Origin of the sequence: Streptomyces sp. NPDC014801 (genome assembly GCF_043082085.1) — a bacterium.
Classification (GTDB): Bacteria; Actinomycetota; Actinomycetes; order Streptomycetales; family Streptomycetaceae; genus Streptomyces.
In genome coordinates this window covers 629,542-641,038 of sequence record NZ_JBIBXG010000004.1, presented here as the reverse complement: position 1 = coordinate 641,038, position 11,497 = coordinate 629,542, and the positions used below count along the sequence as shown (strand labels likewise).

Annotated in this window: 13 protein-coding genes and 1 rRNA gene; 6 read left to right on the top strand and 8 right to left on the bottom strand. The window is 71.5% G+C overall.

Features of this window, described 5'->3' with window-relative positions:
• Positions 1-76, bottom strand: a 16S ribosomal RNA gene (locus ACF1AL_RS12340); the annotation flags it as partial.
• A 525-nt stretch (positions 77-601) separates the two neighbouring features.
• Positions 602-1,252, bottom strand: coding sequence for a DNA-3-methyladenine glycosylase (locus tag ACF1AL_RS12335; RefSeq protein WP_391825890.1), 651 nt, complete (start codon positions 1,250-1,252; stop codon positions 602-604).
• A 151-nt stretch (positions 1,253-1,403) separates the two neighbouring features.
• Between ACF1AL_RS12335 and ACF1AL_RS12330 the strand changes: the two genes are divergently transcribed.
• From ACF1AL_RS12330 to ACF1AL_RS12320, 3 genes are all read left to right on the top strand, one after another.
• Entirely contained in the window at positions 1,404-2,186 is a 783-nt protein-coding gene (locus ACF1AL_RS12330) for a sporulation protein (RefSeq protein WP_366842200.1), read from the top strand.
• 40 nt (positions 2,187-2,226) lie between these two features.
• Positions 2,227-2,766, top strand: a complete 540-nt coding sequence (locus ACF1AL_RS12325; RefSeq protein WP_386419966.1) for a YbhB/YbcL family Raf kinase inhibitor-like protein — start codon at positions 2,227-2,229, stop codon at positions 2,764-2,766.
• Between the two features lie 144 nt (positions 2,767-2,910).
• Complete coding sequence (locus tag ACF1AL_RS12320) at positions 2,911-3,417, top strand: HNH endonuclease (RefSeq protein ID WP_366842198.1); 507 nt, start codon at positions 2,911-2,913, stop codon at positions 3,415-3,417.
• A gap of 111 nt (positions 3,418-3,528) precedes the next feature.
• Here ACF1AL_RS12320 and ACF1AL_RS12315 read toward each other — a convergent pair whose 3' ends face one another.
• The 3 genes from ACF1AL_RS12315 to ACF1AL_RS12305 all read right to left on the bottom strand — a co-directional run bounded on the left by ACF1AL_RS12315 (position 3,529) and on the right by ACF1AL_RS12305 (position 5,924).
• A complete protein-coding gene (locus tag ACF1AL_RS12315; protein ID WP_366842197.1) occupies positions 3,529-4,482 on the bottom strand; it encodes an SPFH domain-containing protein in 954 nt (317 codons plus the stop codon).
• Between the two features lie 154 nt (positions 4,483-4,636).
• Positions 4,637-5,068: an NfeD family protein gene (locus ACF1AL_RS12310; RefSeq protein WP_366842196.1), complete on the bottom strand. Its 432-nt coding sequence runs from the start codon at positions 5,066-5,068 to the stop codon at positions 4,637-4,639.
• A gap of 58 nt (positions 5,069-5,126) precedes the next feature.
• Positions 5,127-5,924: an ABC transporter ATP-binding protein gene (locus ACF1AL_RS12305; protein ID WP_384214966.1), complete on the bottom strand. Its 798-nt coding sequence runs from the start codon at positions 5,922-5,924 to the stop codon at positions 5,127-5,129.
• Positions 5,925-6,074: 150 nt separating this feature from the next.
• Between ACF1AL_RS12305 and ACF1AL_RS12300 the strand changes: the two genes are divergently transcribed.
• Positions 6,075-6,863, top strand: a complete 789-nt coding sequence (locus ACF1AL_RS12300) for a hypothetical protein (protein ID WP_366842194.1) — start codon at positions 6,075-6,077, stop codon at positions 6,861-6,863.
• A 358-nt stretch (positions 6,864-7,221) separates the two neighbouring features.
• Here ACF1AL_RS12300 and chpE read toward each other — a convergent pair whose 3' ends face one another.
• From chpE to ACF1AL_RS12285, 3 genes are all read right to left on the bottom strand, one after another.
• Positions 7,222-7,467 carry a chaplin ChpE gene (gene chpE / locus ACF1AL_RS12295; protein WP_391778665.1) on the bottom strand — a complete coding sequence of 82 codons (246 nt, stop codon included), beginning with the start codon at positions 7,465-7,467 and terminating at the stop codon, positions 7,222-7,224.
• 146 nt (positions 7,468-7,613) lie between these two features.
• Positions 7,614-8,255, bottom strand: a complete 642-nt coding sequence (locus ACF1AL_RS12290; RefSeq protein ID WP_366842193.1) for a response regulator transcription factor — start codon at positions 8,253-8,255, stop codon at positions 7,614-7,616.
• Positions 8,248-9,426, bottom strand: a complete 1,179-nt coding sequence (locus tag ACF1AL_RS12285; RefSeq protein ID WP_391825889.1) for a GAF domain-containing sensor histidine kinase — start codon at positions 9,424-9,426, stop codon at positions 8,248-8,250. The genes ACF1AL_RS12290 and ACF1AL_RS12285 overlap by 8 nt, the downstream gene beginning before the upstream one ends.
• A 251-nt stretch (positions 9,427-9,677) precedes the next feature.
• Here ACF1AL_RS12285 and ACF1AL_RS12280 point away from each other — a divergent pair, with 251 nt between their 5' ends.
• Positions 9,678-10,376 carry an SDR family NAD(P)-dependent oxidoreductase gene (locus tag ACF1AL_RS12280; RefSeq protein ID WP_391825888.1) on the top strand — a complete coding sequence of 233 codons (699 nt, stop codon included), beginning with the start codon at positions 9,678-9,680 and terminating at the stop codon, positions 10,374-10,376.
• On the top strand, positions 10,373-11,494 hold the full coding sequence (locus ACF1AL_RS12275; RefSeq protein ID WP_391825887.1) for an S-adenosylmethionine:tRNA ribosyltransferase-isomerase: 1,122 nt from the start codon (positions 10,373-10,375) through the stop codon (positions 11,492-11,494). The genes ACF1AL_RS12280 and ACF1AL_RS12275 overlap by 4 nt, the downstream gene beginning before the upstream one ends.
• Positions 11,495-11,497: the final 3 nt, after the last annotated feature.

Sequence of the window (11,497 nt, the reverse complement as noted above, 5' to 3'; positions counted from 1 at the left end):
TGGTTCATCGTTCGACTTGCATGTGTTAAGCACGCCGCCAGCGTTCGTCCTGAGCCAGGATCAAACTCTCCGTGAATGTTTACCGGTAATCCGGTGACACATCACGAGAGCGGAACAGTCGAGCGGAATAAGCCCGACCGTTCACAGCGTCCTCGCTGTGTTTTTTCAAAGGAACCTCGCCCCAGTCAATGCCGGAGACGGGGTATCAACATATCTGGCGTTGACTTTTGGCACGCTGTTGAGTTCTCAAGGAACGGTCGCTTCCTTTGTACTCACCCTCTCGGGCTTTCCTCCGGGCGCTTCCCTTCGGTCTTGCGTTTCCGACTCTATCAGATCCTTTCGGCGTCCGATTCCCGGTCGGCGGGATTTGTCTCGGGGTTTTCGGCTTTCGCCGTCCGCCCTTTCGACATTCACTACGTTAGCTCATTCTCTCGGCGACTCATAATCGAGTCTCGAGAGTTCGAATTCCGGTACGCGGACGCACCAGAAGCGACCCCGCTGAGGGGCTGTAGCTAGGTAGTGGGTTGGCCGCTCCGGCTGCAGGCGATCGCCGTACCCGGTTCAGCGGCTCGGGCCACATTACGCACCTTCGCGGGCTGCGTCAACCGCGGCGCCGCCTGGGCACGTGGGCGCGATACGGGCTCACCGTCGGGTCGTTGGCGATCCAGTAGCGCCACGGGTGGGCATCGCCGTCGCCGCCCTCGCCGGCCACACCGGTGCGGGGACCGTTGCGTACCTGGTCGGAGGGGACGGGGGTGCCCGTGAGCATGCGGAGCGGGGTCTCCCCGTCGGCGCAGGCGTCCGTGCCGTCGAGGGCCCGGCCTACGTCCAGAGCGGTGGCGAGACGGGCGGGACCCTTCGCCAGCTCCTTGTCGTTCTTCGCCGAGAGGCGACGGGTGCGGGCCAGTTCGGCGCCCTCGACGATCTCGCCGGCGCGGAGCAGGACCGCGCTGGCGCGTCCCACGGGACCGCAGACCAGGTTCATGCAGTGCCACATGCCGTAGGTGAAGTAGACGTACACATGACCGGGCTCTCCGAACATCACGCTGTTGCGTGCGGTCTGACCGCGGTAGGCGTGGGAGCCGGGGTCGTTCGGGCCGTCGTAGGCCTCGACCTCTGTCAGGCGCACGGCGATCGGTCCGTCCGGGGTGGAGCGGACGAGGATGCGGCCGAGCAGATCGGGCGCGACCTCGAGGACGGGCCGGTCGAAGAAGGCGCGGGGCAGGGGCGTACGGTCGGGGCTCGCGATCATGCCCTCCGAGCGTACTGGAGTCCGTCCGTGCGGTGGGGTGGTCAGGGGGCGTGCGGCTTGCAAGGGTGAGGGCGCGGAACCGGCCCCGGCCGGATCGCGTTTCTACCGATCAGATGTCCTCGTATCAGGGATGCCGTCGTAAGGGAGAGTCATGGCGTTCAAGAAGCTGCTCGCGAGCCTGGGGGCCGGCGGGGCCTCGGTCGAGACCGTGCTGACCGAGGTGAACGTGGTGCCGGGTGGCGTGGTCCAGGGTGAGGTGCGGATCCAGGGCGGGTCCGTCAACCAGGACATCGAGGGTCTGTCGGTGGGGCTGCAGGCCAAGGTCGAGGTGGAGAGCGGCGACCAGGAGTACAAGCAGGACATCGAGTTCACCAAGGTGCGGCTCGGCGGGGCCTTCGAGCTCCAGGCCGGTGCGGTGCACGCGGTGCCGTTCGGGATCGAGATCCCGTGGGAGACGCCGGTCACCATGATCGACGGGCAGGCGCTGCGCGGGATGCACATCGGGGTGACCACCGAGCTGGCGATCGCGCGGGCCGTGGACTCCGGTGACCTGGACCCGATCAACGTGCATCCGCTGCCGGCGCAGAAGGCGATCCTGGACGCGTTCATCCAGCTGGGCTTCCGCTTCAAGAGCGCGGACATGGAGCGCGGCCACATCCGGGGTACGCGGCAGCAGCTGCCGTTCTACCAGGAGATCGAGTTCTACCCGCCGTCGCAGTACCGCGGTCTGAACCAGGTGGAGCTGAGCTTCGTCGCCGACGGGCACGGCATGGACGTGGTGCTGGAGATGGACAAGAAGCCGGGTCTGTTCAGCGAGGGCAGCGACACCTACCGCTCCTTCCAGGTCGGTCTGAACGACTGGCAGGGGACCGACTGGGCGGCATACCTCAACCAGTGGCTGTCCGAGGTCGGCTCCAAGCGGAACTGGTTCTAGGCTCGGATCCACTGAACGCAAGTGATCAGGAGGTACCGAGGTGACCGAGCACAAGAGGCGGCCGCTCCCCCACGACTTCCATCCGCCCGTGCCGTCGTTCACGGTCACGAGTGAGGACGTGCAGGAGGGTGCCACCCTCAAGGACGCTCAGGTCTACGCGAAGGGCAACACCTCGCCGCAGCTGCGGTGGGAGGGCTTCCCGCCGGAGACCAAGAGCTTCGCCGTGACCTGCTACGACCCGGACGCCCCTACGGGCAGCGGCTTCTGGCACTGGTCCGTGTTCGACATCCCGGCCTCGGTCACCGAGCTGCCGGCGGGTGCGGGCAGCGGGAAGTTCGAGGGGCTGCCCGAGGGTGCGGTCCAGGTGCGCAACGACTACGGCTCGAAGGACTTCGGCGGTGCCGCGCCGCCGCCCGGAGACGGTCCGCACCGGTACGTGTTCACGGTGTACGCCGTGGACCAGGAGAAGCTCGGTCCGGACTCCGACGCCTCCCCCGCCGTCGTCGGGTTCAACCTGCGGTTCCACACGATCGCCCGTGCGCAGCTGATCGGTGAGTACGAGGAGCCCGCGGAAGCCTGACGTTCACGGAAGGTTTGCCCGCCTCTGGTCTTGGAAGTGATCGGAGGCGGGCATTTTTTATTGCGTTGTCCATCTCGGCGCGCCCGTCCAGAGTTGATCCAAGCCCGCCGGGGGGTGGGCCGGTGCACACGGGAGGTGGGCTTGATGCGTGACACGCTCGTTCTGAACGCCAGCTTCGAACCGCTGTCGACGGTGACGCTGAACCGAGCCGTGGTTCTGGTGCTGCAGGACAAGGCGGTCGTCGAGCAGGCCCACCCCGAGCTGCGGATGCGCGGCGCCGACGTGGACATACCCGCGCCCCGGGTGATCCGGTTGTGCCGGTACGTACGGGTGCCGTTCCGAAGACAAGCACCGTGGTCGAGGCGGGGTGTGCTGGTCCGGGACCGGCACCGGTGCGGGTACTGCGGGCGCAGGGCGACGACGGTGGACCACGTGGTGCCGCGGTCCCGTGGCGGGCAGGACTCGTGGCTGAACACGGTGGCCGCGTGCGCGGAGGACAACCACCGCAAGGCGGACCGGACGCCGGAGGAGGCGGGGATGCGGTTGCTGCGGGAGCCGTTCGAGCCGACGCCGGCGGATGCGATGCTGCTGGCACTGGGGGCGGATGACCTTGCCGCGCTGCCGGAGTGGCTCGCTCGGGACGCGGCCTGACTCGTCGCCGGGCTTGATGTGCGGTGGCGGCCGCGGGTTCGTGGTGGCTTGTCGCGCAGTTCCCCGCGCCCCTTCAGGGGGGTGCGGGGAACGTTGCGTTTTATCGTGCCGTCAGTCGATCGACGGCTTCTCCCGGCGTTCCGTGCCGCCGCCGTTGTGGTTCGCGCCGTTGCCGCCCGAACCGCCGCCCATGCCGCCGAAGTTGCCCATCGCACCCGAGAGGCCCTTGAGGGCGTCGCCGATCTCGCTGGGGACGATCCAGAGCTTGTTGGCGTCGCCCTCGGCGATCTTCGGGAGCATCTGCAGGTACTGGTAGGACAGCAGCTTCTGGTCGGGGTCGCCGGCGTGGATGGCCTCGAAGACCGTGCGGACGGCCTGGGCCTCGCCCTCGGCGCGCAGCGCGGCGGCCTTGGCCTCACCTTCGGCGCGCAGGATCTGGGACTGCTTCTCGCCCTCGGCGCGCAGGATCTCGGACTGCCGGACACCTTCGGCCTGGAGGATCGCGGCGCGCTTGTCCCGGTCGGCGCGCATCTGCTTCTCCATCGAGTCCTGGATGGAGGTGGGCGGTTCGATGGCCTTCAGTTCGACGCGGTTGACGCGGATGCCCCACTTGCCGGTGGCCTCGTCGAGGACGCCGCGCAGCGCCGCGTTGATCTCCTCGCGGGAGGTGAGGGTGCGCTCCAGGTCCATGCCGCCGATGATGTTGCGCAGCGTGGTGACGGTGAGCTGCTCGATGGCCTGGATGTAGCTGGCGACCTCGTAGGTGGCGGCGCGGGCGTCGGTGACCTGGTAGTAGATGACCGTGTCGATGTTGACGACCAGGTTGTCCTGGGTGATCACCGGCTGCGGCGGGAAGGGGACGACCTGCTCGCGCAGGTCGATGCGGTTGCGGATGGTGTCTATGAACGGGACGACGATGTTGAGGCCCGCGTTCAGCGTGCGCGTGTAGCGGCCGAAGCGCTCCACGATGGCGGCGCTGGCCTGCGGGATGACTTGGATGGTCTTGATCAGGGCGATGAAGACCAACACCACCAGAATGATCAAGACGATGATGACCGGTTCCATCGTCGCTGCCCGTACCCTTCTCCGCCTCGGCGCTTTCGGAAGATCTTATGGCTGTTGAAGATCTTGCTGGTCGAGTCTGACAGACCGTCGGAGGCCTCGTGGGGTGTTCGGTCGAGTCCGTGCGCGGCCGTCCGCTCCGTCGCGTCGTACGAGGTCACATGACGATCGCGGTGGCCCCCTCGATGTCCACGACGTCCACTTCCTGGCCGACTTCGTAGGCGCGGCCGGTGTCGAGGGCGCGGGCCGACCACACCTCGCCGGCCAGCTTGATACGGCCGCCGGAGGCGTCGACGCGTTCGAGGACGACGGCCTGTCTGCCCTTCAGGGCGTCGACGCCGGTGGCGAGTTGGGGGCGCTGGCGGCTGTGCCGGGCGGCGATGGGCCGTACGACCGCGATGAGGGCGACCGAGACGGCGAGGAAGACGAGCACCTGTGCGACGACGCCCAGGCCGAAGCCCGCGACGGCCGCCGCGGCGACGGCGCCCACGGCGAGCATCCCGAACTCCGGCATCGCGGTGACCACGAGCGGGATTCCGAGCGCTGCCGCACCGACGAGCCACCACACCCATGCGTCGATGTCGTTCACAGGGCAATCGTAGGGCCGCGGGTCCGGTCGCGGACAGGGCGCCGCGGGGCGCACGGGGTCAGGACAGGGGCAGGCCCTGCGCGGTCCAGCGGTCGCCCATCTGCTCGACGACGAGGGGGAGGCCGAAGCACAGGGAGAGGTTGCGGGAGGTGAGTTCGAGCTCCAGCGGGCCGGCGGTGAGCACCTTGCCCTGACGGATCATGAGGACGTGGGTGAAGCCCGGCGGGATCTCCTCGACGTGGTGGGTGACCATGATCATCGAGGGGGCGATGGGGTCGCGGGCCAGGCGGCCGAGACGGCGGACCAGATCCTCGCGGCCGCCGAGGTCGAGGCCGGCGGCGGGCTCGTCGAGGAGCAGCAGCTCGGGGTCGGTCATCAGGGCGCGGGCGATCAGGGTGCGCTTGCGCTCGCCCTCGGAGAGGGTGCCGAACTTGCGCTCCAGGTAGTCGCTCATGCCGAGGCGGTCGAGGAAGGCGCGGGCGCGCTGCTCGTCGACGTCCTCGTAGTCCTCCTGCCAGGTGGCCGTCATGCCGTAGGCGGCGGTGAGGACGGTCTCCAGGACGGTCTGGCGCTTGGGGAGCTTCTCGGCCATGGCGATGCCGGCCACGCCGATGCGCGGGCGCAGCTCGAAGACGTCCGTGCCGGGCTTGCCGAGGGTCTCGCCGAGGATGGTGGCGGTGCCCTTGCTGGGGTAGAGGTAGCTGGAGGCGACGTTCAGGAGGGTGGTCTTGCCGGCGCCGTTCGGGCCGAGGATGACCCAGCGCTCGCCCTCCTTGACCGACCAGGAGACCTGGTCCACCAGAGCCCGGCCCTCGCGGACCACGGATACGTCCTGAAGCTCCAGAACATCGCTCATGAGCGCGTTGTCTCCCCTTGCAGTGTGGCCGGTCTCGGCTGTCGCGTACGCCTGTGGCTCTGTTCGCCGCGCCGGTGGGCGCAGCCCTGAACGAATCTACGCCACCGATCGGGCGAGCCGTTCCATCGGTCCGGTCCTTAGGGTGGGGGCATGCTCACGGAACCGCGTGCCGGCCGCCTGGCCGCTTGGGGAAATGCCCTTCTTGCCGGACTTGTCTCTCCGGATGACGCCGTCCTCGCCGTCGTGGGTGAGGACGCGGTGCACCGGGTGGAGGGGTTGCCGGGCGAGTCCGCTCCGGTCGGGCTGACGCTCGGGCTGGGGCGGCTGCGGGCGCTGGGGGTGACCGGGCTGCGGGTGGCGCTGCCGGCGCCGGGGCATCCGCTGGGGCTGAGCGGGCCGCCGGAGTTCAACCAGCGGGCGCTGGAGGCCGAGGAGGCGGTGATCTGCCACGGGGGCGGGCTGGGGCTGGTGCCGGAGGTGTACGAGGCCGGGCCGGACGGTGATGTGCATGTCGAGGTGGTGTGGCACTGCCTGCCGGTGCGGGAGGCTCCGCCGGCGGACGTGCCGTCGCTCGGGGAGGCCGAGCGGGAGCTGGCGGAGGCGCTGCGGGACGCGACGGCCGCGTTGACGCGGCTGGACGTCGCGGGGTCCGGGCCGGTCGCGGAGGCGGCGATCGACGCGTACCGGGCGCGGGCGGAGCGGGGACGGGAGGTACTGGCGCCGGGGTATCCGCCGCGGGCGGTGCGGGTGCTGGAGCTGGCGCAGCGGGTGGGGCTCCTGGTGTCGCTGGCCTCGTCGCAGGGGCACGGGGGTGCGGTGAGCGCCGGGGAGATGGCCGCGCGGGCGGAGGCCTTGCGGCCGGTGGAGCGGGTGGCTCGGCGGGCGCAGGTGGCGGCGTACAACGCGTATGTGGAAGAGCGGGAGAGGGGCGTGCGGTGAGCGCCCGTTGCCGGTGAGCGACGTCTTCGCCGGGGAGCTTGGCTTCGGCGAGCCCTTGATTGCCAGTGACCGGCGTCTTCGCCAGGGCGCGTGGCTTCGGCCAGCCCTTGATTGCTGGTGACCGGCGTCTTCGCTGGGGAGGTGGGGTGCGCGGCCCGGCGCTGCGGGGTGCCGGCCGCGCCCACCCGTGCCGCCCTGCGGCACGACTGCCCGCGGGTGGAGCGGGCGGAGGCCCGCTCGCGGGTGGAGCGGACGGGCGTCGCCCAGGGTGAGGTGGAGCGGCGATCGCCCGTCGTCCGGGGTGGTGGCGGGCCGGCCTCCCGGGTGGGGGTGGGAGGTCGGCCGGGGCCGGGGGTCCTCAGTGGTTGAGGCCGAGGTTGCCGAAGGCCGGGTTCAGGGCGCCGATGACGTTGACGCTGTTGCCGACCACGTTCACCGGTACGTGCACCGGAGCCTGGATGACGTTGCCCGAGACGACGCCCGGCGAGCCCACGGCCGTGCCCTCGGCGTGCGCGCCCTCGGTGGCGGAGGCCATGCCCGCGCCGGCGGCGATCAGCCCGCCGGCCACCATCGTCACGGCCGCTGCCTTCTTCAGGTTCTTCACTTCTCAAGCCCTCCTAGCGATCGCCGCGGCAGTCGCCGCGGCACGCACTGGAGAACGGCGGAGCTCCCCCACGGGATACGCCATCCGGGGGACATTCCCACGACGGTATGAATCTCAGCCCGGAGGGGAACTTTCCGAGTTGTCGATCATCCGGACAGACCGTGACGTACGGCCCACAGCGCCGCCTGCGTGCGGTCCGCCAGGTCGAGCTTCATCAGGATGTTCGAGACGTGGGTCTTCACCGTCTTCTCCGACAGCACCAGCGCGCGGGCGATCTCCCGGTTGGAGCGGCCGTCCGCGATCAGGCCCAGTACCTCGCGTTCGCGTTCGGTGAGGGAACCTCCCCTGCCCTGACCGGAGTTGGACTCCTCCTGGGACAGCAGCGCGGTGGCCACCTCCGGCTGGAGCAGCACGTGCCCGGCGTGCACGGAGCGGATGGCCCCGGCGAGCGCGTCGGGGTCCACGTCCTTGTAGACGTACCCGGCGGCTCCGGCGCGCAGGGCCGGGACGACCGTGCGCTGTTCGGTGAAGCTGGTGACGACGAGCACGCGCGCGGGGTTGGCGAGTTCGCGCAGCCTGCGCAGCGCCTCCACGCCGTCCATGCCGGGCATCTTGACGTCCATGAGGACGACGTCCGGCTTCAACTCCTCGGCGCGGGCGACTCCTTCGGCGCCGTCGGCGGCCTCCCCGACCACCTCGATGTCGTCCTGCACCTCCAGGAAGGTGCGCAGGCCCCGGCGGACGACCTGGTGGTCGTCGACGAGCAGCACCCTGATTGCGTCAGCCACCGGGGACCTCCATCTCGATCGTGGTGCCCTTGCCGGGCGCCGATTCCACGGTGAGCCGGCCGCCGACCCCGCTCGCCCGGTCCCGCATCGAGACCAGGCCGAGGTGGCGCCCCGCGCGCCGTATCGCCTTCGGGTCGAAGCCCTTGCCGTCGTCGGTGACGCTCAGGACGGCGCCGCAGCCGCGGCGGTCCAGGCTGACGTCGACGTGCTCGGCGGCGGAGTGCCGCAAGGCGTTGTGCAGGGCCTCCTGGGCGACGCGCAGCAGCGCCTCCTCCTGCGTGGCGGGCAGCGCGCGGATGCCGTGTGCGGTGAAGGTCACGCGCGCGGTGTGGGCGCGGTCGAGGACCTGGATCTGGGTGCGCAGGGTGGCCACGAGGCCGTCCTCGTCGAGCGCGGCGGGGCGCAACTCGACGACGGCGGCGCGCAGTTCGTCGGCGGCCTCGGCGGCGAGCGCGGCGACCTGCTGCAGTTCGCCCTTGGCGCGGGCCGGGTCACGGTCGACCAGGCGGGCGGCGGCCTGCGCGGTCAGGCGCAGCGAGAACAGTTTCTGGCTGACCGCGTCGTGCAGTTCGTGGGCGAGGCGGGAGCGCTCCTCGGCGATGGTCAGCTCGCGGCTGCGCTCGTAGAGGCGGGCGTTGGTCAGGGCGATCGCCGCGTGCTGGGCGAGGATGGCGAGGAGTTCCTCGTCGTCCTCGGTGAAGCCGCACCTGCCCTCCGTGCGCCGGCCCGGGGAGTGTGCGGGGTGTCCATCCGCAGGGTGCAGCTTGTTGGCGAGGAAGAGCGCGCCGATGACCTCGTCGCCGTCGCGGATGGGCAGGCCCAGGAAGTCGGCGAGGTCGGGGTGGGCGGAGGGCCAGCCGCCGAAGCGGGGGTCCTTGCGCACGTCGGCGAGGCGCTCGGGCCGGGCCTCCTGGAGCATCGACGCGAGGATGCCGTGCTGGCGCGGCAGGGGCCCGATGGCCTTCCACTGCTCCTCGCTGACGCCGTCGACGACGAACTGGGCGAAGCCGCCGTGGTCGTCGGGGACGCCGAGGGCGGCGTACTCGGCGTCGAGCAGTTCGCGGGCCGAGGCGACGATCGTCTTCAGGACGTCGCGCACCTCGAGATGCCTGCTCATGGCCAGCAGCGCGGAGCTCACCGCGGCGAGGCCGGACCGGGGACCGTGACTCATGACCTCACGGTACCGGCGGGGTCGGACACCGCGGATCCGTCCGGTGGCGGGCGCCCGCCTAGGGCGCCGGGCCTAGGTCGAAGGGCCCCGCCGGCACCTGCGGGGGGTCGCCCGGGGGCCGGGGCCGGCGGTCCTAGGACGAAGGGCCCCGCCGCGGTGCTGCCCGCGTCCGAGGCGGTGGCGGGGCCGGCGTTCCTACGGTGAGGTCGACCGCCGGATGGCGGCGGCCGAGCGACGAGGGGACGGTTGTCATGCCGGTTGCGATCATCACGGGGGCTTCGCGGGGGCTGGGACGGGCGCTGGCCGGGGCGCTGGCGGAACGCGGCTGGGATCTGGTGCTGGACGCCCGGGGTGCCGGGCCGCTGGAGGAGACGGCGGTGGCGCTCACGGCGTACGACGTGCGGGTGCAGGCAGTGCCGGGGGACGTCACGGACGCGCGGCACCGTGCGGAGCTGGTGGCGGCGGCCCGGAAGCTGGGCGGTGCCGATCTGCTGGTGAACAACGCGGGGATCCTCGGCGTGGAGCCGCTGGTCCCGTTGGCGCGGCATCCGCTGGACGGCTTCCGGGCGGCGCTGGAGACGAACGTGGTGGCGCCGCTGGCGCTGGTGCAGGAGGCGCTGCCGCTGCTGCGCCGGGCCGAGGACGGTGCCGTACTGAATGTGAGCTCGGACGCGGCCGCGGAGGCGTACCGCACCTGGGGCGGGTACGGCGCGACGAAGGCGGCCCTTGACCTGCTGTCGGCGGTGCTGGCCGTGGAGGAGCCGGAGCTGCGGGTGTGGTGGGCCGACCCGGGCGGGATGCGGACCGGCATGCTGGCGGCGGCCGAGCCCGGTGAGGACCTGACGGGCACCCCCGCGCCGGACGAGATCGCGCCGCTGTTGCTGCGGCTGCTAGACGAGCGCCGGCCGAGCGGGCGGTACACCGCGGCGCAGCTGCGGGAGGAGCGGTGACGCTGGCGCTGCGGGTCCCCGAGGAGCTGTCCGCGCGCGTGCCGGTGGAGCAGCGGGGGCCGGGGCTGGACCGGGACGCGGTGCGGCTGCTGGTGTCGCGGGGGACGGCTGTGTCGCATCACGCGTTCGTGGAGCTGCCGCGGCTGCTGCGGGCGGGGGACCTGCTGGTGGTGAACACCTCCGCGACGCTGGCCGCCGCGGTGGACGGGCGGGTGGGGCACGCGCGCGTGGTGGTGCACTTCTCCACGCGCGGGGAGGACGGGCGCTGGGCGGTGGAGCTGCGCGAGCCGGACGGCCGGGGCACCACCCGCGCGTGGGCGCGCCCCTCTTCCGCGGGCGTGCCCCTACGCGCGCGTGCGGGCATGCCCGCGGAAGAGGTGGAGTGTCCCGGCGGTGTCCGGCTCGTCCTGGAGGAGCCGGTGAGCGAGCGCGGCACCCGGCTGTGGTGGGCGCGGCCGGCCGGCGGGGACGTCCTGGCGCTGATGCGCCGGCACGGGCGGCCGATCCGGTACGCGTACACGGAGCGGGACCAGCCGCTGTCCGCCTATCAGACGGTGTTCGCGCTGCCCGGCCCGGACGGGGCGGGCAGCGCGGAGATGCCGAGCGCGGCGCGTCCCTTCACGGCGCGGCTGGTGGCGGAGCTGGTGAGCCGGGGGGTGCAGTTCGCGCCCGTGACGCTGCACACGGGTGTGGCGTCGCCGGAGGCGCACGAGCCGCCGTATCCGGAGCGCTTCGCGGTGCCGGAGGCGTCGGCGCGGGTGATCAACGCCGTCCGGGCGGGCGACGGGCGGGTGATCGCGGTGGGGACGACCGCGGTGCGGGCGGTGGAGTCGGCGGTGGGCGCCGACGGGGTCGTCCGCGCGCGTGCCGGGTGGACGGATCTGGTGGTGACGCCCGGGCGCGGGGTGCGGGTGGTGGACGGGCTGCTGACCGGTCTGCACGAGCCCGCGGCCTCGCATCTGCTGATGCTGGAGGCCGTCGCCGGGCGGGCGGCGGTGGCCCGCGCGTACGAGGAGGCGCTGCGCGGGCTGTATCTGTGGCACGAGTTCGGGGACGTGCATCTCATCCTGCCGGAGGAGGCCCCTCACGGAGCGCATTGCTCTCGCAACCGCCGGTGAGAA

Bases quoted from the DNA above. Each gene is read 5' to 3' on its own strand.
- ACF1AL_RS12335 (WP_391825890.1), bottom strand. From the start codon at position 1,252: ATGATCGCGAGCCCCGACCGTACGCCCCTGCCCCGCGCCTTCTTCGAC.
- ACF1AL_RS12320 (WP_366842198.1), top strand. From the start codon at position 2,911: ATGCGTGACACGCTCGTTCTGAACGCCAGCTTCGAACCGCTGTCGACG.
- ACF1AL_RS12330 (WP_366842200.1), top strand. From the start codon at position 1,404: ATGGCGTTCAAGAAGCTGCTCGCGAGCCTGGGGGCCGGCGGGGCCTCG.
- ACF1AL_RS12305 (WP_384214966.1), bottom strand. From the start codon at position 5,924: ATGAGCGATGTTCTGGAGCTTCAGGACGTATCCGTGGTCCGCGAGGGC.
- ACF1AL_RS12315 (WP_366842197.1), bottom strand. From the start codon at position 4,482: ATGGAACCGGTCATCATCGTCTTGATCATTCTGGTGGTGTTGGTCTTC.
- ACF1AL_RS12280 (WP_391825888.1), top strand. From the start codon at position 9,678: ATGCCGGTTGCGATCATCACGGGGGCTTCGCGGGGGCTGGGACGGGCG.
- ACF1AL_RS12300 (WP_366842194.1), top strand. From the start codon at position 6,075: ATGCTCACGGAACCGCGTGCCGGCCGCCTGGCCGCTTGGGGAAATGCC.
- ACF1AL_RS12285 (WP_391825889.1), bottom strand. From the start codon at position 9,426: ATGAGTCACGGTCCCCGGTCCGGCCTCGCCGCGGTGAGCTCCGCGCTG.